Raw genomic sequence first — 24496 nt, forward strand, 5'->3', positions numbered from 1 at the left:
TCCAGAACCCCGGAACAAACCTGCATGGCCGCGAGTTTCTACTCCTTGAAGAGTGAGGGAAAGCCATGTCCAGACGTGTTTTGGCGACAGGTGTCGTAGTCCTCCTTCTCGGCGGACCGGCCTTTGCCGCAGACGGCAGCCCGTTGCCGCCGCAGAATGCCAGGAAACTGTCGGAAATAATCGCCAAGGTTGAGCAGCGCGACGACTTTCGCTACGTCGACGAGGTCGGCTGGGACAGCGGCGCCTACACCGTCACCTATTACACGACCGATAAGGCGAAGGTCGAAATCACCTACGATCCGGTGACAGCCGAGCCGAAATAGATCGCCGCCACCCTTCCTCCAGGCGATACGTGCGGCCGGAACAATTCCGGCAACCAGGTTACACCGCAGCCTGGCGACGATCCCTCGAAAACTGGCGGCGGCGTGGCTTCACCAAGAGCGGGGCCTGCACCCTTTTCGGCATCCCCTTGCGCCGATGCGGCTTTGATGGCTGACTGCGGCGTAATCATTGAGCCGCACGGGGGTGGGCATGGCGACGGCAAAGCATGTGGCGAAACGCGTTCTGATGATGCTCGCCGGCTATTTCGTTGCGGTACTGGTCGGGCTGATTGCAGTAGTAACGATCTATGGTGCATTGAGTTCGCTGCCTGATGCACCGGCGTATTTCGATTTCATGGGGGTCTCCCCTATCGCGGCGCTGGTCGTGCCGCCGCTCGGCATGTTCATCTATTTCCTGACGATCGTGCTGACCGGTCCGCAGACGCTGATCTTCGCGCTGATCGCCGAACTGTTTTCGCTGCGCAGTTTTTGGCTGCACATGATCTTCGGCGCCGCAGCAGCGGCTGCCGGCTTCGTTCTGATTTGGCCGAGCGCGCCGGGCGACCTGAGCCCCGAGCGCTGGGCCGATATCGGCATCATCGCCGCCGCCGGCCTCGTCGCCGGTCTCGTCTACTGGCTGATTGCCGGGCGCGAAGCCGGGTTGCGGCGCCCGCTCCCCCTGCGTTAGCGTCCTCAGCTCGCCGGCGAGCGCACCGCTTCCGTGCTGTCGAGTGCCTGCTGCAGCCGCGTGTCGCGGTCGTAGACGTCGCTGAAATATTCGACCTTGCCGGAACTATCAGGCCAGGCTGTGAAATAGGCGACATAGACCGGGATCGTGCGCGCCACCTTTTCGGTCGAATGTCCGTGCTTCAGCTTCTCCGCGACATAGTCGACCGAGGTGCCGAGCACGGCCGCCGCCATGCCGCGCGGATCCTGCAGACGAACGCAGCCATGACTGAGCGCGCGCATGTCACGCTGGAAAAACGACTTTTGCGGCGTATCGTGCATGTAGATTGCGTGCTTATTGGGGAACAGGATCTTCAGTTCGCCCAGCGCATTGGCCTCGCTCGGCAGCTGGCGCACGCCATACGGTATTTTCGCGCCATAGGCGCCCCAGTTGACCGAGGAGGAGGGAATGCGCTTGCCGCGCGCGTTGACCACTTCGTAGCCGGCGCGGTCGAGATAGCCGGGATCCCTGCGCAGCCGAGGCAGCATCTCGTTGACGAGGATCGACTGCGGTACACCCCAATAGGGATGGAAGTCGACCTGCTCAACCTGATCGTAGAAGAAAGAAGTCTGGTTCGTGGTCTTGCCGACGACGGCGCGAGTCTTCAGCTTCTCCTCGCCATTTTCGATGTAGCTCGCCGTAAAGGCCGGCTGGTTGATGAAGACGCGCGGACTGCCGAGATCGGATGGCAACCAGCGCAACTCTTCCAGCGCGACCTGCACCTTTTGAATCTTGTCGGCCTTGGACGTCCCGACCAGCGCTGCGACGGTGCGCGGACCGATGACGCCGTCGCCCTTCATGCCAGCCCTTTTCTGCACCGCCTTGATAACCGGCACCAGTTCCGGATCATAGACCTCGCTGGTGCCGAGCCTGGCCAATATCTCGCCATAGGCGCCGCCCATCTCGTCGTCGAGATTGCGCGCGATCTTGATCAGTAGCTTCGGCAGTTCGGGGCTGGTCTGCCCCGGTTTCAGCAACAGCTTGGGGTCAACGACGATCTCGTCTTCGGCGCTGGCCTGAAGCGATTCCAGTTCGACGCGCAGCGCCTGATATTCCGCGTTCTGCGGATGCCGTGATTCGAGATAGGTGCGCACTTGCTGGGTGCGCGCCAGCGTTTTCAGCACGCCTTCCATGTCGAGCGGCTTGGCCGGGAAATCATAATAGCCGGTGATGCGATTGGGATCGACGCGGCCGCTTTGCGCGTCATGGACATAGCGCAAGACGCGCGCCGACAGTGCCATCTCGAAGCGGGCGAACCTCTTCAGCCGCGCAGCGGCGCCGCCGGTCGATGCGCCGGCGGCAGGCACTTCAATCGTATAGTCGGCCGGCGTGAGGCCATAGCTCGTCGCCTCGCCAAGCACCCGCACCGCATCCTGCGCGCGGCTATTGGCACTGGCTCCCGTCACCCAGATGAAATCTGGATTGGCCGAGTAATAGGCGATGAGCGCCTTGGCGATGTCCTTCTCAGCGTAGAATTCGTAGTCGTCGAGTCCGGCAATCGCTTCGCGGAAGGCAGCACTGGTGGCGGAAGACGGCTGGAAGGCGGCGTCCTGCGGCATTGCCGGCTCCGGCGTTGCTGTCAGCGGAGAGAAGTCGACGCGCACGAGCGGATCGCTCTTGTAGGTGTAATAGGACGGACTGCTGATACGAGAGGCAGCGGGCGCCGTTGCATTTGGCTTGTACTTCGGCTTCTGCCTTGACGGCGGAGGGGGGAAATCACCTTGCGGCGAGTGCCTGATGCCACCGCCGAAAAGCCTCTCGAAAAGCCCTTGCGCGTCTGCCTGCGGCATACCGAAGGCCAGCATTGCCGCGACCGCAGCAAGCGGCATCGCGGTTGCTTTGTTTCCGAGGAATTTCATGAATCACCCGCTCCGGTTGCAACCGGTTCCCGTTCGGCATCGCTTGACGGTCTCGCCCACCGTACGGCGGATGTAAGACGCAACCACACCGATTCATACCGATTTCGTTAAGCTTCAATAAATTTCGGCTATCCTGTTGCAGAACAGTTTCACAACACCGTGACAACTAAAGCGAATTGGGTCCGCGCCGGTTCCAGGAAATAGTGCACGGGTCAGGCGTTGGCGCCGCCGTCGATAGTCAGTGCGGCGCCTGTCACGAAGCGCCCTTCGGGACCTGCCAGCCAGGCGACCATGCCGGCGATCTCTTCAGCCTTGCCGAAGCGAGGCGTCGCCATCTTCTGTCGCTGGTGCTCGGCGTGAGGGCCACTTGCCGGGTTCATGTCGGTGTCGGTCGAGCCCGGATGAACGACGTTGGCGGTGATGCCGCGCGAACCAAGGTCGCGCGCCAATGCCTTGGTCAAGCCGACCAATGCCGCCTTGCTGGCCGAATAGGCGCTGAGGCTGGTGTCGGTGACACGCTCCGCCAGATTGCTGCCGATCGAGATGATTCTGCCACCCTCGCCCATATGCATTGCTGCCGCCTTCGACGCCACGAACGGGGCTCTGACGTTGACTTCCATGGTTTCATCGAAGTCGGCGAGCGGCAATTCATCGATCGGCGCGGCGCGCCAGATACCGGCGCTGTTGACGAGGATGTCGAGCCGTCCGAAGGCTCTCACTGCCTCGCTGACCGCCTCTTGGATTGCGACGGCGTCGCGATTGTCGGCCTTGAGGGCAATGGCGCGACCGCCGGCTGCCTGAATATCCTCGACGACAGCACGGGCCTGCTCCTGACCGGTCACGTAGGTGAGTGCGACGCTGGCGCCGTCGGCCGCGAGCCTTCGCGCAATCGCTGCGCCGATGCCGCGGCTGCCGCCGGTGACGAGCGCGACCTTGCCATTCAAGCGTTGCGATGACATTTATTTCTCCTTTTTTTGTAATGATCGATACATAAATGTCTGCCAGCCTTGCCCGAGCGCGTCAACAGATTTATGTATCAATCAACACAGAAAGGATGCCATGCCAGAACGAGGCCGCCCCCGCACCTTCGATCGAACCGCTGCCTTGCGGCGTGCAATGGAGGTGTTTTGGGCAAAGGGTTACGAGGGCGCATCGATGAGCGAGCTGACCGCGGCGATGGGCATCAACTCGCCCAGCCTCTACGCCGCCTTCGGCAGCAAGGAAGCGCTCTTCCTCGAAGCGGTCGAGCTCTACACGCAGGTCGAAGGCACCGATATCTGGTCCGCACTGGAAAAAGCGCCGACAGCGCGCCAGGCGGTCGAACGCTTCCTGCGCCAGACGGCCAAGGCCTATTCGCAGACCGATCGTCCGCAAGGCTGCCTGATCGCACTCGGCGCGCTGCACCAGGATTCAAGCCGCGGCGCCATCTGCGATGACCTGCGCCGCCGTCGCGCTGAAAGCCGCGCAGCTTTGCTGAGACGGCTGGAACGTGGCGTGGCGGAAGGCGAATTGCCGGAAAATTTCGACTGCGGCACGGCCGCGACTTTCTATGCGACGGTGCAGCACGGCATGTCGATCCAGGCGCGCGACGGCGCATCGCGTGCCGCCCTTCTGGCGACGGCGACCGGGGCTATGGCGGCGTGGAAGGTCCTGGCTGGCACGGACATGGTGTGACAAATAATGGCGGCCGAACTCGCGTTCGGACAGAAGAAATAAGATATTCAGGTCAATGCAGCAGCGACGGTTCCCGGTGTTCGGCAACGAAACCGATCGCACGCTCGACCACGCCCCTATCGGCGAGAATGCGGCGATGGCCGAGCCCGTCGGCCCAATAGAGCCGCACATGGTCGCCGGCGCCGGCATAGAGCCTTGCATGGTCGGCGGACACTTCGCGGTCGTCCGGCGCATGGATGACCAGCGTTGGCACCGGCGTGCTGGCAAGCTGGCGGTCGCCGACGAATTCGTGCAGCGGCCGGCCAGCGATACGTTCGACCCGGTCGGCCATGGCGGCCTGCGAGCGTGGGCCGACACTGAGCATGCGGCTGAAATCATTGAAGATCGCCGGCAGGGAACTCGGCGCCGCAATCAGCACCAGCCGCTCGGCGGCCAGCGGCGGAATGTTCTTGACCGAACCGACGACGGCATTGGCGGCGACGGCACCGCCGAAGGAGTGGCCGACGACCGCCACGAACGGGCCGAACCATTCGCCGGTCAGCCGTGCGGCTTCAACAGCGCTGACCAATGTGAGCCGGCGGCCCTGCGATTGGCCGTGGCCCGGCAGGTCGAGTGAGACAACCTTGTAACCGGCGTCGCGATAGCCTTCGATCAGCGTGCGCATATATTCGGTGCGCGAACGCCAGCCATGGATGACGAGTACCGTGCCGGCGGCCCGCCTGCCCGGCTCTGGCCTGAATTCATGCACCATGACGCAGCCGTTTTTGGTCTTGAGCCGATGATGGCGCGCCTCGGTCATGAAGCCGGCGGCGCGGTCGACGGCGCGTCGCTCGCCGTCGCTGAGAACCTTGGCGTTCGGCGTGCGGCAGAACAGTTCGAACGCCGCGCGCCCGGTAAGGCGGGGAGCCACGTGTTCGGCAGCGGCAAACACGCGCCGGATGACCTTCAATCCAAATGATGCCATAGTGGCGAATCCGCCCGTTCGTTCAAGCATGAACATAATAGTTCAAACATGAACATTAAACAAGAGCTACCCTGGGACAACCCGCGTTTTCGCAACTGGGTCGCAGTGGCGCGCGCCTGCCACGTACTGGAACGCACGCTGGCGGCGAAGCTCGCGCCGCTGGACCTGAAGCCGGCGCAGCTCGACGTGCTGATGAACCTTTACCGCCATCCCGGCATGTCGCAGCATGACCTCGCCCGCCGGCTGCTGGTCGGCCGCTCCAACATCACCATGCTTTTGCCGCAACTCGAGACACGCGGCCTGCTGCGCCGCGAAGGCGATCAGAAGGACAAGCGGGTGCTGCGGCTGACCTTGACCGAAGCTGGCACGGAACTGCTGATGCAGGCGCTGAAGGTCCATATGGCGCTGATCGAGAAAGCGATGAGCCAGTCGACGCCGGAGCAATGCGACATGATCGGCGAGCAGATGCGCAAGATTGCCGACGTCCTCAAGGAGGCGTGACTGGAGCATCGGACCCAAAAGCGAAAACCGGTTTTGGGAAAATCCGGTGCTCAAACAAAGGATGGAGCTCGCGGAGCGATCCGCTCACCACATCGACTTTTTCGCGCGCTCCGGCCATTCCGTGTCGTAGGTCTCGCCGTCGATGCCTTTCCGGCTGGTGATTTCCAGGATTTTTCCGGGTGTCGGCAGCGACTTCGGGTCGACATGCCTCGCCGGGTTCCAGAGTTCCGACCGATGGACGGCGCGAGCGCACTGGAAATAGACCGAATCGACATCGATGACTGTGACCGAGCGCGCCGGCTTGCCGTCGACGCTGAACGAGGCGCAGAGCGCGGCATCCGTGGTGATATGGGCGCGGCCGTTGACTCGCAGCGTCGTGCCGGAGCCAGGTACCAGGAATAAAAGGCCGACGCGCGGATTGCGGAGGATGTTCCGGAGAGAATCGGCGCGGTTGTTGCCGCGCCGGTCCGGCATCATCAGGGTTTTCGGATCACGGATGCGGACGAAGCCGGCGAGATCGCCGCGCGGCGAGCAATCCAGCCCTTCCGGCCCGCTGGTCGCGAGCGCGGCAAAAGGCGAGGCTTCGATGAAGGCGGCGTATTCGGGAATGATATGGTCGAGTTCCTTGACCAGCGAGGTTTCGCCGGGCAGGCCATAGAGCGCTTCGAGCTGCTCGACCGTGGTGATGACGGACATGTTTTCGTCTCCGAACCTTTGCCGGCGTTACTCCAACTCCATGACGTTTTAGCGACGCGCAAGTGGCTGGCTGTCAGGAAACGGGTGTCGAGGGGACGACATGAAAGTGCAAGCCATGCTGACCGCATGAAACGGATCATGCCGGCAGCACGGAGATCAACAATGGACAAAACCCTCGATCGGCGAAGCACCGCCATGGAACTTCTCGAAAACATGTTCGACATTGAAATGCGTTTCCTGCGCTCAGACTCCGACAGGGTCGATATGCTTGCCGGCGCATTCCACGCCGAGGTCGTCGTGCATGAGCCGCAATCGCTTCCCTATGCCGGTGACTGGAATGGGCTCGACGGCATCGGTGCTCTTTTCCACAAGATGCAGGAAATATGGAGCGATGTGGCTGTGGAGGGTCTTCAGGCCTCCCAAAGCGATGACACGGTGTATATGAGCTGTACGCTCCGCCTGACTGCCCGTGCAAACGGTGCCGTTGTCGTACAGCCATTTGCGGAGGTCTTGCGTTTCAAGGAGGGTCGCCTGATTGAAGGCACGCCGTTTTACTACGACACCGCCGAGATAGTGACGACTCTTGGCTCGTCGGTGCTTGCGGCAGAGACCGCTTAACGATCGCGGCTTAGCCCCTTCTCTTCCAGCTCGGCGAGATAGGCGGCCCAGCGTGCCTCCTTCTCATGACCCAGCGTATGCAGGTAATTCCAGGTGAAGATCCCGGTATCGTGAAAATCGTCGAAGGTGATGCGGACGGCATAGTTGCCGACCGGTTCGATCTTCAGGATCGCAACGTTGCGCTTGCCGGGAACGGTGACACGCTGTTCGGGCGAATGGCCCTGCACTTCGGCCGATGGCGAGGCCACGCGCAGAAACTCCGCCGCCAGTTCGAACGGCTGATGGTCAGGGAACGTCACGGTAAGCAGCCTGCGGTCCTTCGAGACCCTGAGTTCCTTCGGCGCCGTCATGGTGATAGGTTCCGCATCATCTGTCCTCTCCCTACGCCGCTTCGCGCAGCGGGAAAAGGCCGCTTCTAAACTTCCGACACAATCTGTCGGGGGCGCGATGCTACCAAGGATCGAGACCTCTTATCTTGAATGGCAGGTTGGATCGTATCACATAGCCATATATAACGATGCCGTTCGCAGCCACTGGAAACGCACTAGCATGGACATGATCGATCCTTTTGGTCGCACGATCAGCTATCTCAGGGTGTCGGTCACCGACCGCTGCGACTTCCGCTGCACCTATTGCATGGCCGAGGACATGGCGTTCCTTCCCAAGAAGGATCTGCTGTCGCTGGAAGAGCTCGACCGGCTGTGCACGGTTTTCATCGAAAAGGGTGTCAGGAAACTGCGTCTTACCGGCGGCGAGCCGCTGGTGCGCAAGAATATCATGCATCTGGTGCGCCAGATTTCGCGTCATCTCGAAAGCGGCGCTCTGGAAGAACTGACGCTGACCACCAACGGCTCACAGCTTTCGCGTTTTGCCGCTGAACTCGCCGATTGCGGGGTCAAGCGGATCAACGTCTCGCTGGACACCCTGGACCCGGAAAAATTCCGCCAGATTACCCGCTGGGGCAATCTCGACAAGGTCATGGAAGGCATCGACGCTGCGCAGGCAGCGGGACTGAAGGTAAAGCTCAATGCGGTGGCGCTGAAGGATTTCAATGACGCCGAGCTGCCGGAGATGCTGCGCTGGGCGCACGGCCGCGGCATGGAGTTGACGATCATCGAAACCATGCCGATGGGCGAGATCGACGCCGACCGCACCGACCAGTATCTGCCGCTGTCGCTTCTGCGTGCAGCGCTGGAGCGGCAGTTCACGCTGACCGATATCCCCTACAAGACCGGTGGTCCGGCCCGCTACGTCCATGTCGCCGAGACCGGTGGCAGGCTCGGCTTCATCACGCCGATGACGCATAATTTCTGCGAGAGCTGCAACCGCGTCCGGCTGACCTGCACCGGCACGCTCTATATGTGCCTCGGCCAGGAAGATGCCGCCGATCTGCGTGCACCGTTGCGTGCCTCCGAAGGCAACGAATTGGTCGCCGATGCCATCGATGAAGCCATTGGCCGCAAGCCGAAGGGCCACGATTTCATCATCGACCGCCGGACCAACCGCCCGTCGGTGTCGCGGCACATGAGCGTCACCGGCGGCTGATCTTCTCGATCACACCCAGAAAAAGTCTGGTCCGCAAACGGTTGCCGATTTACTGGCGAAACGTTCCAGCCTAGCCTCCTGCTCCGGAGCGGATCCTCGCTCGGTGGGGGAACACAACATGCAACATGCGCAAATTCAGTCTTTCTCTTGCATTGCTTGGGCTCGCGGCTGTGCCCGCGGCCGCCCAGTCGATCGGCGGCACCTATATCGTCGCCGGCACCAATTTTGACGGATCGTCCTATGGCGGCGAGGCAACCATCACGCTGACCAGCGAGACGACCTGCACAATCCACTGGGAGACAGGCGGCTCGTCCTCGGACGGCATCTGCATGCGAAACGACGATGTCTTCTCGGCAGGCTATGTCATGGGCAAGGCGGTTGGCCTTGTCGTCTATAAGGTACAGGAGGACGGCTCGCTGCACGGCCTGTGGACGATCGCCGGCAAGGAAGGCAATGGCACCGAAATGCTGACGCCGAACTAAGTTCTGCTGTCCTGGCACACCAGACATCGCTAAGCCACGCGAAAGGCTGTGGCCCAGCCTTTTGACGTTGCTGTCTTATGACCGGCTGCTACAGGCTTGATGCAAAAGCACAACCCGGTAACGCCTTTGCGTCTTTCTCCAAATCTTCGCGGCGCGCTGTTCATGGTGGTGGCCATGATTGGTTTCACCCTCAACGACGCGATCACCAAAGTCTCGTCGGAATCCATGAACATGGCGCAGGTCATGCTGATCCGCGGCGCCTTCGCTTCGCTTTTCGTGGGCCTGCTTGCCTGGCAACGCGGTGCGCTTGCCCTGCCCGGCTCGATGCTGCAGCCGATGGTTGCAGTGCGCGTCGCCGGCGAAGCCGGCGCTACTGTGTCGTTCCTGGTTGCTTTGGCGCATCTGCCGATCGCCAACGTCTCGGCCGTGCTGCAGGCGCTGCCGCTGGCGGTGACGATGGGCGCAGCGCTTGTGTTCAACGAAGGCGTCGGCTGGCGGCGCTGGCTGGCCATCGCCAGCGGCTTTGCCGGGGTGCTGATTATCGTGCGGCCCGGCTTCGAGGGATTCAGTGGCTATTCGCTGCTGGCGCTGGCCTGTGTCGCCTGTTGTGCGGTGCGTGATCTCGCCACCAAGCGGATACCGCAAGCCATTCCGACATTGCTGGTGTCGACCGCCACGGCACTTGCCATGACAGTGCTCGGCGCGGCGCTGCTTTCGCCAATGGGTGGGTGGACACCGATGACGGGAGAAAGCACGGCGTTGCTGGCATTGGCGGCAGTGCTCGTGGTCATCGGTTACCAGTTCATCATCATGGCGATGCGGGAGGGCGACATCTCGTTCATCGCGCCATTCCGCTACACAGCCCTGCTCTGGTCGATCCTGCTTGGCCTGTTCATTTTCGGCGACGTCCCCGACCTGCCGATGATCCTCGGCGCCAGCGTCATTGTCGGTTCCGGCCTCTACGCCCTCTACCGCGAACGGGTCGTCGGCCGGCAAAAGACAGCCGCCGAAAGCGCTGGACCTGACATGGCGCCGGACGGCATATAGGCTTGCCGATCGCGGCGAGCGACCGCATGGACGAAAGACGATGACTAAAGACATTGCCGGCGTCATTCTGGCCGGTGGCCAGTCGCGGCGAATGGGCGGCGGCGACAAGGGCCTGCTTGCGCTCGGCGGCGGCAGCCTGCTGGACCATGTCGTTGCGCGCTTTGCTCCGCAGGTCGGTCCACTGGTGCTCAGCGCCAATGGTGACCCGGCACGGTTTGCCGGGGTTGGGCTTCCGGTGTTTGCCGATACGGTGAAAGGTTTCGCCGGACCGCTCGCCGGGATCCTGACCGGCCTCGAATGGGCTGCCGCGAACACGACTTGCGAGGCACTTGTCACGGCTGCGGGCGATACACCGTTCCTGCCCGAAAATCTGGTTGAGCGGCTGGCCGCGGCAGTCGACGAACGTCCCGGCGCGATCGCCGTCGCCTGTTCCGGCGGCAAACGGCATCCGACATTCGCGCTTTGGCCGCTGGGGCTGCACGACGCATTGCGGCGTTTTCTGGTCGATGAGGATGTCAGGCGGGTTTCCGCTTTCATCGACCGGCATGATTTTGTCGATGTGGAATTCCCGATGCTGATCTCGGGAGGCCATCTGCACGATCCTTTCTTCAACATCAATACGTCAGACGACCTCGTTCGGGCCGAACGTCTGTTGCAGAGCACGGAGCCATGATGAGACGCGTCTTCGGTATCACCGGCTGGAAGAATTCCGGCAAGACGACACTGACCGAAAAGCTGGTCGCCGAACTCGTTCGGCGTGGCTGGAAAGTCTCGACGGTGAAACACGCCCATCATGATTTCGACATCGATAAACCGGGGGCGGACAGTTTTCGCCACCGGCAGGCCGGAGCCACTGAAGTCGCCATCGTGTCTGACAGGCGCTGGGCGCTGATGCACGAATTGCGCGGCGATGACGAGCCGACGCTGGACGCGATCCTGTCGCGGCTCGGCACCTCCGACATCGTGCTGGTCGAAGGCTACAAGCGCGAGGCGCACAGCAAGATCGAAACGCGGCGGCTGGAGGCTAAGGACCAGGCACCGCTTTCGGCAAATGATCCACAGATCGTCGCCATCGCCGCCGACTTCGCCTTAGCGTACGAAAGGCTGCCTGTCTTCGATCTCGACGACACGAAATCGATAGCCGACTTCATCGAGCGCGCGACAGGTTTGAGGCGCTGAGGGTACTGCTGAAGGAGCATTCTTCCGCCCCCCTATTTCCTCGCTGATATGCCTGCCCCAACGTCAGCATTGTCTGGGAATACGAACCCCCGCAAGCAACGGTTTTACAGTTGCTTTTTTTTGGGAAAGAATGGGAGTATCGCGTCAGCGGGGCGGTCAAAAGAACCGCCCACAGAGCCGTTTGGAACGACGGCCGGGAACATACAGAGAGGACCATCATGCGTACTGCACTGCGTATAGCGCTCGCCGCATCGGCCGCGCTGCTGACCCTGGGCGTTGCCCAGGCCCAGGAGAAAACCTTGAGGATCGGCACGGAGGGAGCCTATCCGCCATTCAACAACCTGACTGCCGATGGCCAGCTCGTGGGCTTCGACATCGACATCGCCAACGCGCTTTGCGAAGAGATGAAGGTGAAGTGCACCTTCGTCGCGCAGGATTGGGACGGCATTATCCCGGCGCTTCAGGCCGGCAAGTTCGACGCCATCGTCGCCTCGATGTCGATTACGCCGGAGCGTGCCGAGAAAGTCGACTTCACCAACAAATACTACAACACGCCGCCGGCGATCGCCGCGCCCAAGGACAGCGACATCAAGGGCGTGACTAAGGAGGACCTAGCCGGCAAGACGATCGGCGTGCAGGCGTCCACTACCCACTTCAATTATTCAACCAAGGCTTATACCGACAGTACAATCAAGCCGTACCCGACCGCGCAGGAATACCAGCTCGATCTCGCCAATGGCCGCGTTGATGCGGTCAACGATGATATCACTGTTCTCGAAGGCTGGCTTGCCACGCCGGACGGCGCCTGCTGCAAGCTGATCGGTGCGATCACACCCGACATCGAGATCCATGGCCCGGGCGCCGGCATCGCGGTACGCAAGGGCGATACCGAGTTGGTCAATCAGTTCAATAAGGCGATCGACGCCATCCGCGCCAACGGAAAGTACAAGGAAATCAACGACAAGTACTTCAAGTACGATGTCTACGGCGGCGAGTCCTGATCCTTCCGGATTGACAGCGAACGGCGGGACATTCCCGCCGTTCGCACAAGGAGCGGCGCACGAGGAGTGACGCCGCGCTGCTCTCAAAGAACCCATACAGGAGAACAGGCAGGCGGATGCAAAGCGTTTGGACGCTGCTCAGTTGGGGACCCGAGGGCTGGCTCGACGATATTGCCTACGGCGTTTTCATCACCGTTTCGCTTGCTGCCGCGACCCTGCCTGTCGGTCTGATGATCGGGTTTCTGGTCGCACTGGCCAAGCAGTCCAATGAGCCGTCGCTGCGGCTGGCCGGCAATATCTACACCACGATCTTTCGTGGATTGCCCGAGCTGCTGACCTTGTTCATGATCTTTTACGGCGCGCAAATCGGCATCCAGCAGTTGATGCGCCTGTATGACCCGACCGCTGCGGTCGAAGTGAACGCATTTGTTTCCGGCATGATCGCGCTCGGCGTCGTCTTCTCGTCCTACGCCAGCGAGGTCTTCCTCTCCGCGTTCCGCGCCATCCCGAAGGGACAGTATGAGGGCGGCTATTCGGTTGGCCTGTCGGGCTGGCAGACGATGCGACTGGTGGTGCTGCCGCAGCTTATTCGTATTGCCCTGCCGGGCCTTGCCAATCTGTGGCTCATCCTGCTCAAGGATACAGCGCTGGTTTCCGCCATCGGTCTTGCCGACATATTGCGGCAAGCGGGCGTCGCCGCCCGCGTCACCAAGCACGCATTCCTTTTTTTTGGGGTCGCTGCTCTTATCTATCTGCTCCTCGCCATCATCTCGTCCTTCGGCATCAATGCCATTGAACGCAGGGTTGGCCGACAACAGGTGCAGCGATGAGCGCGGCAGCAGCCGACGTGGCGACCAAGGTCGAAAAACCGCCAGCAATACCGCGCGGCTGGTCCCGGCAACGTGTATTGGGATATGCGTTGGTCAGTCTCTGGATCGTGCTCGGCATCGGCATGATTGTATACTTGGTCGAGGCTTGGAATTCCGAACTCGTCCAAAAATACGCCCCGGGCTACATCTCTGGCCTGGGCGTGACTCTCACGCTTGTCGCTGTGTCGATCGTGTTGGGAGCCGTCCTTTCAGTTCCTGTCGCCTACGCGCGGATGTCCAGGAACCGGATCCTGTCCAGCTTTGCCTACGCTTATGTCTACTTCTTCCGCGGTACTCCGCTTTTGACCCAAGTCTTTCTTATCTACTATGGAGTGGGTTCGTTTCGACCGGCACTTGAAGCTGTCGGCCTGTGGGGCTTTTTTCGGGAAGCCTGGTACTGCGCCATTTTCTCGTTCACCCTCAATACGGCAGCCTATCAGGCTGAGATCCTGCGTGGCGCAATCGAGAGCGTCCCCAGGGGTCAGTGGGAAGGCGCTGCCTCGCTTGGCCTGCACAAACTGCAAACACTGCGCAAGATCATCCTGCCACAGGCGCTGATCGTGGCGCTGCGTCCCTATGGCAATGAGATCATCCTGATGATCAAAGGCTCTGCCATCGTGGCCCTCATCACCGTCTATGATCTGATGGGCATTACGAAGCTCACCTATTCGCGCACTTTCGACTTCCAGTCCTATATCTGGGCGGCGATCATCTATCTGATCATTGTCGAGATACTCCGCCACGCGGTCGAGTGGATAGAACGGCGTATTACCATCCATCTGCACCGCTGACTCCCATAGCTTTGCCCGATCCGCTAAGAAGGCCGGAAACACGGCTTGAAGGGATTCGAAATATGACATCGGTGGCATTTCTCGGTCTTGGCGTCATGGGCTATCCAATGGCCGGACATCTCAGGAACAAGGGCGGCCACGACGTCACCGTCTACAACCGCACCAAGGCAAAGGCCGAGCAATGGGTTGCCCAGCATGGCGGGAGTGCCGCCAACACGCCGGCAGAAGCGGCCGACGGCAAGGATTTTGTCTTTTCCTGCGTTGGCAATGACGACGACCTGCGCGCGGTGACGATTGGAGCCGAGGGTGCGTTCCAGACGATGAAGAAGGGGGCCGTCTTCATCGACAACACCACGGCCTCCGCTGAAGTCGCGCGCGAACTGGCCGAGAAGGCGGTATTGGGCGGTTTCTCGTTCCTCGACGCACCGGTCTCCGGCGGTCAGGCCGGCGCCGAAAACGGCGTGCTGACCGTCATGGTCGGCGGCGATCAGAATGCCTTCGAGCAGGCGAAGCCTGTCATCGATGCTTATGCCCGCATGGTCGGGCTGATGGGCCTGGCCGGCTCCGGCCAGCTCACCAAGATGATCAACCAAATCTGCATCGCCGGTCTTGTCCAAGGGCTGGCCGAAGGCATCCATTTCGGCAAGAAGGCCGGGCTCGACATCGAGAAAGTCATCGAGGTGATCTCGAAGGGAGCGGCCGGCTCGTGGCAGATGGAGAACCGCCACAAGACGATGAATGCCGGCAAATATGATTTCGGCTTCGCTGTCGACTGGATGCGCAAGGACCTCGGCATCTGCCTGGCGGAGGCCGACCGCAATGGCGCCAAGCTGCCGGTGACGGCACTTGTCGACCAATTCTACAAGGATGTGCAGGGGATGGGCGGCAAACGCTGGGATACGTCTTCGCTGCTGGCGCGATTGGAAAAGTAGGCTTGCCGTGGCCGAGCTGTCGCCTCAATCCAGCGCCGAGGAAATTGTCGTCCATCTGCGCTCGATCGGCTCGGAGGAGAATCGCCTTGGCATGCTGCGCTACGGCATCAAGATCGAACGTGCGCTCGGTATCTCGCATGGCGTGCAGCGGCAGATTGCCAAGAAAATCAAGCGCAACCATGAGCGTGCCTTCGAGCTATGGCAGACAGGCATCATGGAAGCGCAGTTCATCGCTTCCGTCACGGCCGATCCGAAGCGGTTCTCTGCCGCGGATGCAAGGCGATGGGCGGCAACTTTCGACTCATGGGATATCGTCGACGGCGTCTCAGATCTCTTTGTCGATACGGATTGCTGGAGGGAACTGATCGCCGAATTCGCAGTCGACGAACGGGAATTCGTTCGACGCACGGCTTTTGCCATGATGGCCTGGTCGGTGGTCCACCGGAAGAATGAACCAGAGGCGACCTTTCTCGACTTCCTGTCGATCATCGAAGTGCATGCCACCGACGGCCGCAATTTTGTGAAGAAGGCGGTGAACTGGGCGCTTCGTTCGATCGGCAAGCGATCGATGAATTTGCACGGCGCTGCCCTTGCCTTGGCACAGAAGCTGGCTGTTTCGACCGACAAGACGGCGCGCTGGGTCGGCAAGGATGCCGCGAGGGAACTTTCCGATGCCAAAACGCTCGCGCGACTCGCCAGGAAAGGCTGACTGGGACGAAATCCTCTTTACGGAGGTGACGCGTTCGACACGCGCTGATTTCGAAAATCTGTTCGAGCAGGCGGGCGGCCCAAAATATTGCTGGTGCATGGCCTGGCGCCACCTCGAAAACCGCGAACATGCGTCCAACTATGAGAGGAGACGGGCTATGATGGCGCTCATCGAAGCCGGCACGCCGGTCGGCATCGCCGCCTGTGCCGAAGGCAAGACCGTCGGCTGGTGCTCCGTGGCGCCACGCGAGACCTATCGCAAGCTGTCGCAGGAGCAGGACCACAGCGAGGCGGGCGTTTGGTCGATCGTCTGCTTCTATGTGCCGAGGGCGTCGCGCGGCCGTGGACTGGCAAGCGCACTGCTCGACGCGGCCATCAATCACGCCTTCGCCAAAGGCGCCAGGACGATCGAGGCTTATCCGGTCGACCAGGCATCGCCGAGTTACCGTTTCATGGGCTTTCGAGACATGTTCGTGGCCCGCGGATTCCACGAGATCGGCATGGCCGGCTCGCGCCGGCATGTGATGCGGCTCGACCGTTGACCCTGTCGGCGACGGCAGCTTTACTCCTGTCAAATGGAGAGCACACGATGAGCAATCGTCCCAAATCGACTGCGGCGCTGGCGGCCGTGCTGATTTCCATCGCGGCGGGCAGCGCTTCCGCCGAAACCGCGCGCATATTCTGGAAGGATCTGCGTCCGGAGACCCAGCCTGCTGCCGAAAGTGTCGGTTTGCCGATGATCGCGGCAAAAATGCCCGATCATGGCGAGACGCTGTCTCTCAATCTGCAGGACAAGACCGTCCAACTGGCGGGGTACGCGTTACCGGTCGATCGCGAAGACGATCTCGTCTACCAGTTCCTGCTGGTGCCGTGGACAGGTGCGTGCAGCCACATGCCGACGCCGCCACCCAATCAGATCGTCCTCGTCACGCCCGTCCGCCCCTACCGGATGTCGGAAGCCTATCAGCCGGTTTCCGTGACCGGCGCCCTGGAGCCGGGCATGGAGAAAAGTCAGCTCTTCATCCTCGACGGTGTCAGCGTCATCCAGTCGGGCTACACGGTACGCAAGGCGGAGGTGATGGACGTCGACGTGGTGCCGGACACCATCACACAGCCGGCAAACTCACCGTGGCGTTTTCTCAACAAGAAGAAGAACTAAGCGACAAAAACTCATGCAGCGTTCGCGCCCGATTCCTTGTCCAGCACCATGTAGTCCAGCGGCATTTCGGTCGTGTACTTGATCTGCTCCATGGCAAAGGACGATGAGACGTCGCGGATCTCGATCTTGGCGATCAGCCGCTTGTAGAATGCGTCGTAAGCAGCGATGTCGGGCACCACCACGCGCAAGAGATAGTCGACGTCGCCGCTCATGCGGTAGAACTCGACCACTTCCGGAAATTCCTGGATAACCTCCGAAAAGCGCCGCAGCCATTCATGGCTGTGCGAATTGGTGCGAATCGACACAAAGACGGTGACACGCACATTGACCTTTTCATGGTCGAGGATGGCGACGCGCCGCTTGATGACGCCTTCCTCCTCGAGCTTCTGGATGCGCCGCCAGCAGGGCGTGGTCGACAGTCCGACTTTTTTGGCGACATCGGCGACCGCGAGCGTCGCGTCCTCCTGCAAGAGGCGGAGGATTTTTCTGTCAAGACGGTCCATTGGGTGCTCCCACAGGGATAGACTAGGAATAGATTGGCTATAGTCCTTCTTATTTAGGCCATTCACAAGAAAGAAATTCTGCCGGATGGCGTAAAAGCAAGTGATTTCTTGCTCACGCTTCAGCCGAGGCGATAGCGGATTTCCGATCTCAGAAACGGCAGCAAATCCATTTCAAACCATGGATTGCGCTTCAGCCAGCCGGTGTTGCGCCACGACGGATGCGGCAGCGGCAGCACTTTCGGGTTGCTGGGCACATCCCAGATGGTGCGCCAATCCATCACCGTCTCCGTCAGCGAGGGCCGGCGCGCGCCGCCCATGTGCCAGGATTGCGCGTAGCTGCCGATCGTCAGCACCAGGTCGATGCGCGGCATCAGTGCCATCAGCGGCGCACGCCAGGCCGCTGCACATTCGCGGCGCGGCGGCAGGTCGCCGCCCTTGGCATCCTGGCCGGGAAAGCAAAAGCCCATCGGCACGATAGCGAATTTTGTCGTGTCGTAGAATTCTTCGCTGCTGACGCCCAGCCAGTTCCGCAACCGATCGCCGGAGGCGTCGGTGAACGGCATGCCTGACACATGCACCTTGGTGCCCGGTGCCTGGCTGGCAATCAGGATACGGGCGCTCGACGACGGTCTCAGCACCGGGCGCGGCTCGTGCTGCAACGGGCGGCCGACCGGGTTTTCGACGCAGATACGGCAGGCGCGTACCCTCGCCGCGAAGTTTTCCAGCTCTTCGCTCATTCTCGGGAACTCATTCTCAGGCGGCGGCGCTCGGCCGGATGGAGATCGCCTGATGCCAGCGCAGCACGTTGGGACAATCTTCCGGCACCTTGATACGCGCCGGCTTCATGAAGTCGATGGCAATCAGCCCGGTGATGTCGGCGATCGAATAGGCATCGCCGGCGACGAATTCCCGGTTCGCCAACTCGTCGTCGAGGAGTTTCAGGAATCCAACGGCTTTCGGCTTGTTGGCCTCGCCCCATTCGAGAATTTGCGGAACCTCCCATTCCTTCATCGCCGGATGAATGTGCCGGAACGCGGCGGCGACGCAACTGAGCAGGTTGAGCTCCATGCGTCTTTGCCACATCTCGACTAGCGCCTTGCCGAGCGCGCCGCGTCCGAACAACGCTGGTTCCGGGTGCAACTCCTCGAAATAGCGGCAGATGGCGACGGATTCGGTGATGACGGTGCCGTCGTCGAGTTCGAGCACCGGCAGACGCTGCAGCGGGTTGCGCGAACTGACCGGCTGCTCTCTGTGTTCCAGCGCCCCCATGTCGACGGGCACCAGCGGAACTTGAAGCCCCTTTTCGGCAAGGAAGACGCGAACCCGCCGTGGATTGGGCGCCCGGCCGCCGTCGAAGAGTTTCATTCCATCCTCCTATCGCATCGGCCCGAAATCCGAATCGATTTTCGTAAACACGATGCGAAGATTCAAAAATCTTAGCGCATGCCTTGTCCAATGAAAGCACGTCGCTCTGATCAGGTCTGTTGCAATAACTATAAGGTTGACCATCACCAGAAGCGAAAAATTTCTTGCAAGCCATCGCCGATCGAAGCCAAACGACCGTGCTTTCTTTCGACCACCTCGGGATCGTGGCTCTCGCGCCAATCGTGCGGCTCGTCGAAAGTGCCGGCCCAGATGCCGGCCTTGCCGGAGCGGGCAGCGGCTTCCTCAGTTTCGAAATCGCCATAGGCAACCGCCCAGCCGGCCTGGACTTGGGCGCGGTTGAGGTCCTTGCCGCCGGCGTTGCAATCGCCGAGCAGCCGGCCGTAGCGGTCGCGCTGCCAGCCGGTGCAGGAGACGGGTTTGCCTGATATCAGGCGCACCAGCGACTGCCGCGCCAGCTTGCCGCAGGGATAGTCGGCGCCGGCCTTGCGGCAGACTTGCGAATATTCGGGGGCGTCAATGCCGCGCATACGGATGCGCTCGGTACCGAGCGTGATCGTATCGCCGTCATTGATGACGGCGGCACCCTCCGTCTTGCGCGTCTCGATCCGATCAAGGCGCGCCGCCAGAAGGATCAGCAGACCGAGGACGATGACGGTTAGTGCGTAGTCTACCAGCCGGCGCCAAACGCTTCGCGGCCGCGGCGGGACGTACCGCTGTCGCGATCGCCGCGACCACGAACGGTTCATATGGCAAACCGTTGGTTAATCATTCGAATGTAGCTTAACAATTTGAAACCGCTGCCCGCATAAATTGAAGTCTCCATGCCCTTGCAACGCTCGACCACAGCGGACAAGTTTATTGTGGACCGCAGGAAACCCCATCGCAACAGCGATGTGGCGCGTGCGGTGCGCAAGACGCGCGACCGTCTTTCGCAGCAGAACGGAAATCCTGATTTCGACCGCGAGCTTTTGAAACTCCATGCCCGTGCGATGAAAGGAGGCGCGATCATCGTTCCGCTTCTCGTCCTGGCGACCGCCGCGACGGGTCTGTTTGCTGGAGTGGGTAAGGGAATTGGCGTCTGGGCGCTTTTTATACTCATCTGCTACACCATCGTCGTGTTCATGGCGAGGCGTGTCGACCGAACGGAAGCTGCCGAACTCAACCCGCTGCAAACGCACAGTGATTTCCTGATAGGCCATTTCCTTTGCGGCCTGGGCTGGGCCTGGTTCGCCTGGCTCGGTTGCGACGCTTGCCAGGTCGACCAGTTCCAGCTGCTAAAGGCGGTGGTGATGTTGCTTGCCATGGCGGCGACCGCGATCTCGGCCTCATCGCTGCGCGGTGCGTTGCTGGCGACCTTCGCCGTTCCGGTGGTTGCCTATGCCTATGCCGGTGCCAGGCAGTGGATGCCGGTCGAACTGATCATGGCCGGGTTGCTGATTGTCTCGCTGCCCTTCTTCGCCTATGTGGCGCGCCGCCTCAATCGCTCGTCCTTGATGTTGCTCTCGTTCCGCTCCGAAAAGGACGCGCTGATCGCCGAATTGGACACCGCGAAATCGATGTCGGACGAAGCGCGGCGACGGGCGGAGGACGCCAATCTGGCAAAGTCGCGGTTTTTGGCCTCGATGAGCCACGAGCTGCGGACGCCGCTCAACGCCATTCTCGGTTTCTCCGAGGTGATGGCGAACGAGGTGCTCGGCCCGATGAGCAACCCGACCTATCGCGACTATGCTCGCGACGTCCATGACTCTGGCCAGCATCTGCTCGACCTGATCAACGAAATCCTTGACCTGTCGCGCATCGAAGCGGGCCGCTACCAGCTCAACGAAGAGCCGATGATGCTGCTTTCTGTTGTCGAGGATTGCTGTCACATGATGGAGCTGAAGGCGCGCAACAAGGATATCCGGATCGTCCAGGATTTCGAAAACGCCTTGCCGCGCCTGTTCGCCGACGAGCGCGCGGTGCGACAGATCGCGCTCAATCTTTTGTCGAACGCCATCAAGTTCACCGGAACTGGCGGCGAGATCCGCGTGCGCGTCGGCTGGACGGCGGGCGGCGGTCAATACCTCTCGGTTAAAGACAATGGGCCTGGCATACCGGAAGATGAGATTCCGGTCGTGCTGTCCGCCTTCGGCCAGGGCTCGATCGCCATCAAGAGCGCCGAACAAGGCACCGGGCTTGGCCTGCCGATCGTCCAAAGCCTGCTCGCCATGCATGGCGGCGAGTTCGAACTCCATTCCAAACTGCGCGAAGGCACCGAGGCGATCGCCATCTTTCCGTTGAGCCGGGTGATGGAGGAATTACCGGCGCTGCCGACCAGAGCCGTTGCTGCGCGCCGGCGATAGTCGCTTAATGAACCGCCGCCATGCCCGAGCTGGTGAGCGCAGCGGCTTTGACCAGGCCCGCCGCAAGGGCGGCCCCTGCCCCCTCACCGTGGCTTACGCCAAGATCAAGCAGCGGGCGCAAGCCGAGCCGCTCGGCGGCCCGGCCATGCGCCGGTTCCGGCGACAGGCTAGCAAGCAGGCAATGGTCGAGCGCAGCCGGATTGGCTGCCTGGAGCACCGCGGCGGCGGCTGTCGCCACCAGTCCATCGAGCAGAACGGGGACCTTCTGCATCCGGGCGGCGAGGATGGCGCCGGCGATCGCCGCGAACTCACGGCCGCCAACCCGGCGCAACGCTTCGAGCGGGTCGCTGAGACTTGTGCCGTGGAAGGCAAGCGCGGCAGCGACCACTTCCGCCTTGCGCGCCCGCATCGATGCATCGGCGCCCGATCCGGATCCGACCCAATCTGCGCTACTGCCTCCGAAGAGTGCCGCACACAAGGCCGTTGCAACGGTCGAATTGCCGACACCGAGGTCGCCAAGGCAAAGCAGATCGGTGCCGCCGGCGATCGCCTCCATACCGAAGGCCATGGTGGCGGCGCAGCCGCGCTCGTCAAGTGCTGCATCCTCGGTGATGTCGGCGGTCGGAATGTGCAGGGCAAGATCGAACACTTTCAGCCCGAGATCATAGGAGATGCAGATCTGATTGACTGCCGCACCCCCGGCCGCGCAAAGCTCGACGGCGTTGGCCGTGGCAGTGACGGGCCGCGGCGAAATGCCGTGGCGAGCGACGCCATGATTGCCGGCGAAGATCGCCACCAGGGGCCGGTTCACCGCCGGCGGCGCACGGCCGGTCCAGGCGGCAAGCCATGCGGCGACGTCCTCGATGCGGCCGAGCGAACCTTTGGGTTTGTCGGCCTTGGCAAACAGCGCACGGACGCGGGCTTCAGCCGCCGTGTCGGCCGGCGGCAGGGTCGCCAGAAGATTGCGAAAATCGTCGAAGGGCAGCGCGCTGGTCATGTTCGTTGGTAATCGTTCCCGGAGTTGATGAGCGGCATACCCGCCTTGTTCGGCCGGCACAACTGCCTGAATTGGCGCGAAAGCGGTTGCCGGCGGCGCATTCCGGAGGGCTTGCATTGGCCGTGCCGTTACACCATGTGGAGGCGAGACAAGGGATTCCTGACGGAATCCTGAGAGAACATCATGACGGTCATCGAATCCCCATGCATCCTGGTCTGTTCGATCGATATGAAAACCGGCTTCTGCTTCGGTTGCGGCCGCACGCGCGAGGAAATCGGCGCCTGGATCGAAATGACCCCTGAAATCCGCCGCAGCGTCATGGCCGAGCTGCCGGCCCGGCTGGAAATGGTTGAACGCAGGCCGCGCCGGGAAACGCGCCGCACCCGCCTCGCGCGCGAACGCGACGTCCTCTCATGAGCCATATATATGAACCGGTTTTTTTGGACTTTGATGATCGTGATCGGGGCAGGCGTGGTCCTGCTCATGCTCAACGATTCCGCCGGCAGCACATTCGGCGTCGAGAACTACGATTTCAGCCGGCTGATCTGGCTTGGCGCATTGGTCGCGCTCATCGGCGCCGGCCTGCTCAGATCAGGCAGGCCCTTGGGCGCGATGGCCCGCAACTTCGGCACCTGGGCCGTCATCGTGCTCGCACTGATCGCCGGCTATCAGTACCGCTATGAATTGCAGGATTTCGCCAGCCGGGTAACCGCCGGCCTTGTACCCGGCAGCCCGCTTGCATTGGGCCTGGAAGACGGCCACGCCACGGTGACCCTGGACAAGGCCGGCAATGGCCATTTCGAAGCGCGCATCATGGTCAACGGCACGCCGGTCCGGGCCGTGGTCGATACCGGCGCAACCAGCACCGTGCTGACCGCGCAGGACGCGCAAGCGGCCGGGTTCAATCCAGTCGCTCTCAATTTCACTATACCTGTTTCCACCGCCAACGGCATGGCGCGCGCCGCCGCCGTGAGAACCGACGAATTGGCGATCGGCGGGATCGTGCGCAAGGACATGCCGGTCATGATCGCCGCGCCCGGCATGCTCGGCCAGAGCCTGCTCGGGATGAATTTCATCGGCTCACTGTCCGGTTTCGACGTGCGCGGCGACCGCATGATCTTGCGCGACTGAACAGTCAGGCTGCTTCGGCGTCCGTCCTGCCGAAATCGACTGCAGCGAAAGCCGCCTTCAGCACATCCGGTCCAGCGCCGGGCCTTGTCGCATCGGTCGAAAGGATCTGCCGATAGCGGCGCGCACCGGGCAGACCGTGGAACAGGCCGACCATGTGACGAGTGACATGGCCAAGCCGCCCGCCCCGATCGATATGGCGCGCCGCATAATCCGCCATGGCATCGATCAGCGCGGCAAAATCGAACGTGTTGGGTTTGCCGCCGTAAAACGCGGCGTCGACGCCTGCCAGAATGCCTGGCGTGTGATAGGCGGCGCGGCCGAGCATGGCACCATCGACATGATCAAGATGGCGAAGCGCTTCTTCTACCGACTGAATGCCGCCGTTGATGCCGATGAATTTGTTTGGATTTTTGGCCTTCAGCCGATACACCCTGTTGTAGTCGAGCGGCGGGATGTCGCGGTTTGCCTTCGGGCTCAACCCTTCCAGCCACGCCTTGCGGGCATGCACCCATAGCGCTTCGGCGCCGGCCGCGAAGACGCCGTCCGCCAGCGCATCGAGCGCCGGCTCAGGATCCTGTCCGTCGACGCCGATGCGGCATTTGACGGTGACGGGGATACTGACAGCAGCCTTCATCTCCGCCACGCAATCGGCGACAAGGACTGGTGCTTTCATCAGGCAGGCGCCGAACGTACCCGACTGGACGCGGTCGGACGGGCAGCCGACATTAAGGTTAATCTCGTCATAGCCGAAGGCCTCGCCGATGCGCGCCGCCTCGGCAAGTTTCTGCGGATCGGAGCCACCAAGCTGCAACGCGACCGGATGTTCCGTATCATCGAAGCCGAGCAAGCGCTCGCGCGCGCCCTGGATGACCGCGTCGGCCACCACCATCTCGGTGTAGAGCAATGCCCGGCGCGTCAACTGGCGATGGAGGAACCGGCAATGGCGGTCCGTCCAGTCCATCATAGGCGCAACGGAAAATGTCATATATTTTTCAATCATTTAACGACAGTTTTTAAACCACGCTGAGATTGGACAGACTGACATTGCCGGCCTGTATGTTATGT

Annotated in this window: 30 protein-coding genes and 1 pseudogene; 20 read left to right on the forward strand and 11 right to left on the reverse strand. The window is 61.6% G+C overall.

Annotation, left to right across the window (positions count from 1 at the left end; translation table 11 throughout):
• Positions 1-65 precede the first annotated feature (65 nt).
• Both EN807_RS21805 and EN807_RS21810 read left to right on the forward strand, forming a co-directional pair.
• The gene (locus EN807_RS21805) at positions 66-323 is read left to right on the forward strand and encodes a PepSY domain-containing protein (protein ID WP_127316179.1); all 258 of its coding nucleotides are present in this window, start codon (positions 66-68) and stop codon (positions 321-323) included.
• 208 nt (positions 324-531) lie between these two features.
• Complete coding sequence (locus tag EN807_RS21810; protein ID WP_135936623.1) at positions 532-1008, forward strand: hypothetical protein; 477 nt, start codon at positions 532-534, stop codon at positions 1006-1008.
• Between the two features lie 5 nt (positions 1009-1013).
• Here EN807_RS21810 and EN807_RS21815 read toward each other — a convergent pair whose 3' ends face one another.
• Positions 1014-2906 carry a murein L,D-transpeptidase gene (locus tag EN807_RS21815; protein WP_135936624.1) on the reverse strand — a complete coding sequence of 631 codons (1893 nt, stop codon included), beginning with the start codon at positions 2904-2906 and terminating at the stop codon, positions 1014-1016.
• Between the two features lie 212 nt (positions 2907-3118).
• Positions 3119-3865: a 3-oxoacyl-ACP reductase family protein gene (locus EN807_RS21820; RefSeq protein ID WP_135936625.1), complete on the reverse strand. Its 747-nt coding sequence runs from the start codon at positions 3863-3865 to the stop codon at positions 3119-3121.
• Between the two features lie 100 nt (positions 3866-3965).
• On the opposite strand from EN807_RS21820, the gene EN807_RS21825 reads away from it, so the two are divergent.
• Positions 3966-4580, forward strand: a complete 615-nt coding sequence (locus EN807_RS21825; protein ID WP_135936626.1) for a TetR/AcrR family transcriptional regulator — start codon at positions 3966-3968, stop codon at positions 4578-4580.
• Between the two features lie 52 nt (positions 4581-4632).
• On the opposite strand, the gene EN807_RS21830 is transcribed toward EN807_RS21825, so the two are convergent.
• Positions 4633-5544: an alpha/beta fold hydrolase gene (locus EN807_RS21830; RefSeq protein ID WP_135936627.1), complete on the reverse strand. Its 912-nt coding sequence runs from the start codon at positions 5542-5544 to the stop codon at positions 4633-4635.
• A 48-nt stretch (positions 5545-5592) separates the two neighbouring features.
• Here EN807_RS21830 and EN807_RS21835 point away from each other — a divergent pair, with 48 nt between their 5' ends.
• Positions 5593-6045, forward strand: coding sequence for a MarR family transcriptional regulator (locus EN807_RS21835; RefSeq protein ID WP_029352506.1), 453 nt, complete (start codon positions 5593-5595; stop codon positions 6043-6045).
• Positions 6046-6129: 84 nt separating this feature from the next.
• Here the strand turns inward: EN807_RS21835 and EN807_RS21840 are convergent, their stop codons facing one another.
• Positions 6130-6741, reverse strand: coding sequence for a pyridoxamine 5'-phosphate oxidase family protein (locus EN807_RS21840; RefSeq protein ID WP_135936628.1), 612 nt, complete (start codon positions 6739-6741; stop codon positions 6130-6132).
• Positions 6742-6903: 162 nt separating this feature from the next.
• Here EN807_RS21840 and EN807_RS21845 point away from each other — a divergent pair, with 162 nt between their 5' ends.
• Positions 6904-7359 (forward strand): nuclear transport factor 2 family protein, encoded by a 456-nt coding sequence (locus EN807_RS21845; RefSeq protein ID WP_135936629.1) that lies wholly within the window; start codon positions 6904-6906, stop codon positions 7357-7359.
• Here the strand turns inward: EN807_RS21845 and EN807_RS21850 are convergent.
• A complete protein-coding gene (locus EN807_RS21850) occupies positions 7356-7709 on the reverse strand; it encodes a DUF971 domain-containing protein (protein WP_135936630.1) in 354 nt (117 codons plus the stop codon). The two genes, EN807_RS21845 and EN807_RS21850, sit on opposite strands and share 4 nt — an antisense overlap.
• Positions 7710-7908: 199 nt before the next feature.
• Here EN807_RS21850 and moaA point away from each other — a divergent pair, with 199 nt between their 5' ends.
• From moaA to EN807_RS21910, 12 genes are all read left to right on the forward strand, one after another.
• Complete coding sequence (gene moaA, locus EN807_RS21855; protein WP_135936631.1) at positions 7909-8904, forward strand: GTP 3',8-cyclase MoaA; 996 nt, start codon at positions 7909-7911, stop codon at positions 8902-8904.
• A gap of 125 nt (positions 8905-9029) precedes the next feature.
• Complete coding sequence (locus EN807_RS21860) at positions 9030-9386, forward strand: hypothetical protein (RefSeq protein ID WP_135936632.1); 357 nt, start codon at positions 9030-9032, stop codon at positions 9384-9386.
• Between the two features lie 126 nt (positions 9387-9512).
• Positions 9513-10433, forward strand: a complete 921-nt coding sequence (locus EN807_RS21865; protein ID WP_135936633.1) for a DMT family transporter — start codon at positions 9513-9515, stop codon at positions 10431-10433.
• A gap of 40 nt (positions 10434-10473) precedes the next feature.
• On the forward strand, positions 10474-11106 hold the full coding sequence (gene mobA / locus EN807_RS21870; protein ID WP_135936634.1) for a molybdenum cofactor guanylyltransferase MobA: 633 nt from the start codon (positions 10474-10476) through the stop codon (positions 11104-11106).
• Complete coding sequence (mobB, locus tag EN807_RS21875) at positions 11103-11612, forward strand: molybdopterin-guanine dinucleotide biosynthesis protein B (RefSeq protein ID WP_135936635.1); 510 nt, start codon at positions 11103-11105, stop codon at positions 11610-11612. The genes mobA and mobB overlap by 4 nt, the downstream gene beginning before the upstream one ends.
• Positions 11613-11830: 218 nt before the next feature.
• Complete coding sequence (locus EN807_RS21880; RefSeq protein WP_127211438.1) at positions 11831-12613, forward strand: ABC transporter substrate-binding protein; 783 nt, start codon at positions 11831-11833, stop codon at positions 12611-12613.
• A gap of 116 nt (positions 12614-12729) precedes the next feature.
• Complete coding sequence (locus tag EN807_RS21885) at positions 12730-13443, forward strand: ABC transporter permease (protein WP_065010016.1); 714 nt, start codon at positions 12730-12732, stop codon at positions 13441-13443.
• Positions 13440-14273, forward strand: a complete 834-nt coding sequence (locus EN807_RS21890; RefSeq protein WP_135936636.1) for an ABC transporter permease — start codon at positions 13440-13442, stop codon at positions 14271-14273. Before EN807_RS21885 ends, EN807_RS21890 begins: the two co-directional genes overlap by 4 nt.
• 62 nt (positions 14274-14335) lie before the next feature.
• On the forward strand, positions 14336-15205 hold the full coding sequence (locus tag EN807_RS21895; RefSeq protein ID WP_135936637.1) for an NAD(P)-dependent oxidoreductase: 870 nt from the start codon (positions 14336-14338) through the stop codon (positions 15203-15205).
• Between the two features lie 7 nt (positions 15206-15212).
• Positions 15213-15914: a DNA alkylation repair protein gene (locus EN807_RS21900; RefSeq protein WP_135936638.1), complete on the forward strand. Its 702-nt coding sequence runs from the start codon at positions 15213-15215 to the stop codon at positions 15912-15914.
• A gap of 157 nt (positions 15915-16071) precedes the next feature.
• A complete protein-coding gene (locus EN807_RS21905; RefSeq protein WP_246684266.1) occupies positions 16072-16455 on the forward strand; it encodes a GNAT family N-acetyltransferase in 384 nt (127 codons plus the stop codon).
• A gap of 47 nt (positions 16456-16502) precedes the next feature.
• Complete coding sequence (locus tag EN807_RS21910) at positions 16503-17072, forward strand: DUF3299 domain-containing protein (RefSeq protein WP_135936640.1); 570 nt, start codon at positions 16503-16505, stop codon at positions 17070-17072.
• Between the two features lie 11 nt (positions 17073-17083).
• Here the strand turns inward: EN807_RS21910 and EN807_RS21915 are convergent, their stop codons facing one another.
• The 4 genes and pseudogenes from EN807_RS21915 to EN807_RS21930 all read right to left on the reverse strand — a co-directional run bounded on the left by EN807_RS21915 (position 17084) and on the right by EN807_RS21930 (position 19707).
• The gene (locus tag EN807_RS21915; protein ID WP_006333679.1) at positions 17084-17575 is read right to left on the reverse strand and encodes an Lrp/AsnC family transcriptional regulator; all 492 of its coding nucleotides are present in this window, start codon (positions 17573-17575) and stop codon (positions 17084-17086) included.
• Positions 17576-17694: 119 nt separating this feature from the next.
• A pseudogene (locus EN807_RS21920) lies at positions 17695-18312 on the reverse strand (uracil-DNA glycosylase family protein); the annotation flags it as partial.
• 16 nt (positions 18313-18328) lie between these two features.
• Complete coding sequence (locus EN807_RS21925) at positions 18329-18940, reverse strand: glutathione S-transferase (protein ID WP_135936641.1); 612 nt, start codon at positions 18938-18940, stop codon at positions 18329-18331.
• A 143-nt stretch (positions 18941-19083) separates the two neighbouring features.
• Positions 19084-19707, reverse strand: coding sequence for a thermonuclease family protein (locus EN807_RS21930; protein ID WP_135936642.1), 624 nt, complete (start codon positions 19705-19707; stop codon positions 19084-19086).
• 75 nt (positions 19708-19782) lie between these two features.
• Here EN807_RS21930 and EN807_RS21935 point away from each other — a divergent pair, with 75 nt between their 5' ends.
• Positions 19783-21303 (forward strand): HAMP domain-containing sensor histidine kinase, encoded by a 1521-nt coding sequence (locus EN807_RS21935; protein ID WP_135936643.1) that lies wholly within the window; start codon positions 19783-19785, stop codon positions 21301-21303.
• A 4-nt stretch (positions 21304-21307) separates the two neighbouring features.
• Here the strand turns inward: EN807_RS21935 and EN807_RS21940 are convergent, their stop codons facing one another.
• Positions 21308-22300, reverse strand: a complete 993-nt coding sequence (locus EN807_RS21940) for a nicotinate-nucleotide--dimethylbenzimidazole phosphoribosyltransferase (RefSeq protein WP_135936644.1) — start codon at positions 22298-22300, stop codon at positions 21308-21310.
• Between the two features lie 183 nt (positions 22301-22483).
• Between EN807_RS21940 and EN807_RS21945 the strand changes: the two genes are divergently transcribed.
• Positions 22484-22717, forward strand: coding sequence for a DUF1289 domain-containing protein (locus EN807_RS21945; protein WP_135936645.1), 234 nt, complete (start codon positions 22484-22486; stop codon positions 22715-22717).
• A gap of 9 nt (positions 22718-22726) precedes the next feature.
• Positions 22727-23431 (forward strand): TIGR02281 family clan AA aspartic protease, encoded by a 705-nt coding sequence (locus tag EN807_RS21950; RefSeq protein WP_135936646.1) that lies wholly within the window; start codon positions 22727-22729, stop codon positions 23429-23431.
• Positions 23432-23435: 4 nt separating this feature from the next.
• On the opposite strand, the gene dusA is transcribed toward EN807_RS21950, so the two are convergent.
• Positions 23436-24416, reverse strand: a complete 981-nt coding sequence (gene dusA, locus EN807_RS21955; protein WP_246684267.1) for a tRNA dihydrouridine(20/20a) synthase DusA — start codon at positions 24414-24416, stop codon at positions 23436-23438.
• Positions 24417-24496: the final 80 nt, after the last annotated feature.

It is taken from the genome of Mesorhizobium sp. M5C.F.Ca.ET.164.01.1.1, assembly GCF_004792125.1.
Taxonomy (GTDB): Bacteria; Pseudomonadota; Alphaproteobacteria; order Rhizobiales; family Rhizobiaceae; genus Mesorhizobium; species Mesorhizobium wenxiniae.

Excerpts from the sequence above, each read along its gene's own strand:
- EN807_RS21805 (WP_127316179.1), top strand. The coding sequence starts at position 66 with ATGTCCAGACGTGTTTTGGCGACAGGTGTCGTAGTCCTCCTTCTCGGC.
- EN807_RS21810 (WP_135936623.1), top strand. The coding sequence starts at position 532 with ATGGCGACGGCAAAGCATGTGGCGAAACGCGTTCTGATGATGCTCGCC.
- EN807_RS21815 (WP_135936624.1), bottom strand. The coding sequence starts at position 2,906 with ATGAAATTCCTCGGAAACAAAGCAACCGCGATGCCGCTTGCTGCGGTC.
- EN807_RS21820 (WP_135936625.1), bottom strand. The coding sequence starts at position 3,865 with ATGTCATCGCAACGCTTGAATGGCAAGGTCGCGCTCGTCACCGGCGGC.
- EN807_RS21825 (WP_135936626.1), top strand. The coding sequence starts at position 3,966 with ATGCCAGAACGAGGCCGCCCCCGCACCTTCGATCGAACCGCTGCCTTG.
- EN807_RS21830 (WP_135936627.1), bottom strand. The coding sequence starts at position 5,544 with ATGGCATCATTTGGATTGAAGGTCATCCGGCGCGTGTTTGCCGCTGCC.
- EN807_RS21835 (WP_029352506.1), top strand. The coding sequence starts at position 5,593 with ATGAACATTAAACAAGAGCTACCCTGGGACAACCCGCGTTTTCGCAAC.
- EN807_RS21840 (WP_135936628.1), bottom strand. The coding sequence starts at position 6,741 with ATGTCCGTCATCACCACGGTCGAGCAGCTCGAAGCGCTCTATGGCCTG.
- EN807_RS21845 (WP_135936629.1), top strand. The coding sequence starts at position 6,904 with ATGGACAAAACCCTCGATCGGCGAAGCACCGCCATGGAACTTCTCGAA.
- EN807_RS21850 (WP_135936630.1), bottom strand. The coding sequence starts at position 7,709 with ATGACGGCGCCGAAGGAACTCAGGGTCTCGAAGGACCGCAGGCTGCTT.
- moaA (WP_135936631.1), top strand. The coding sequence starts at position 7,909 with ATGGACATGATCGATCCTTTTGGTCGCACGATCAGCTATCTCAGGGTG.
- EN807_RS21860 (WP_135936632.1), top strand. The coding sequence starts at position 9,030 with ATGCGCAAATTCAGTCTTTCTCTTGCATTGCTTGGGCTCGCGGCTGTG.
- mobA (WP_135936634.1), top strand. The coding sequence starts at position 10,474 with ATGACTAAAGACATTGCCGGCGTCATTCTGGCCGGTGGCCAGTCGCGG.
- mobB (WP_135936635.1), top strand. The coding sequence starts at position 11,103 with ATGATGAGACGCGTCTTCGGTATCACCGGCTGGAAGAATTCCGGCAAG.
- EN807_RS21880 (WP_127211438.1), top strand. The coding sequence starts at position 11,831 with ATGCGTACTGCACTGCGTATAGCGCTCGCCGCATCGGCCGCGCTGCTG.
- EN807_RS21885 (WP_065010016.1), top strand. The coding sequence starts at position 12,730 with ATGCAAAGCGTTTGGACGCTGCTCAGTTGGGGACCCGAGGGCTGGCTC.
- EN807_RS21890 (WP_135936636.1), top strand. The coding sequence starts at position 13,440 with ATGAGCGCGGCAGCAGCCGACGTGGCGACCAAGGTCGAAAAACCGCCA.
- EN807_RS21895 (WP_135936637.1), top strand. The coding sequence starts at position 14,336 with ATGACATCGGTGGCATTTCTCGGTCTTGGCGTCATGGGCTATCCAATG.
- EN807_RS21905 (WP_246684266.1), top strand. The coding sequence starts at position 16,072 with ATGATGGCGCTCATCGAAGCCGGCACGCCGGTCGGCATCGCCGCCTGT.
- EN807_RS21910 (WP_135936640.1), top strand. The coding sequence starts at position 16,503 with ATGAGCAATCGTCCCAAATCGACTGCGGCGCTGGCGGCCGTGCTGATT.
- EN807_RS21915 (WP_006333679.1), bottom strand. The coding sequence starts at position 17,575 with ATGGACCGTCTTGACAGAAAAATCCTCCGCCTCTTGCAGGAGGACGCG.
- EN807_RS21925 (WP_135936641.1), bottom strand. The coding sequence starts at position 18,940 with ATGAAACTCTTCGACGGCGGCCGGGCGCCCAATCCACGGCGGGTTCGC.
- EN807_RS21930 (WP_135936642.1), bottom strand. The coding sequence starts at position 19,707 with ATGAACCGTTCGTGGTCGCGGCGATCGCGACAGCGGTACGTCCCGCCG.
- EN807_RS21935 (WP_135936643.1), top strand. The coding sequence starts at position 19,783 with ATGCCCTTGCAACGCTCGACCACAGCGGACAAGTTTATTGTGGACCGC.
- EN807_RS21940 (WP_135936644.1), bottom strand. The coding sequence starts at position 22,300 with ATGACCAGCGCGCTGCCCTTCGACGATTTTCGCAATCTTCTGGCGACC.
- EN807_RS21945 (WP_135936645.1), top strand. The coding sequence starts at position 22,484 with ATGACGGTCATCGAATCCCCATGCATCCTGGTCTGTTCGATCGATATG.
- EN807_RS21950 (WP_135936646.1), top strand. The coding sequence starts at position 22,727 with ATGAACCGGTTTTTTTGGACTTTGATGATCGTGATCGGGGCAGGCGTG.
- dusA (WP_246684267.1), bottom strand. The coding sequence starts at position 24,416 with ATGACATTTTCCGTTGCGCCTATGATGGACTGGACGGACCGCCATTGC.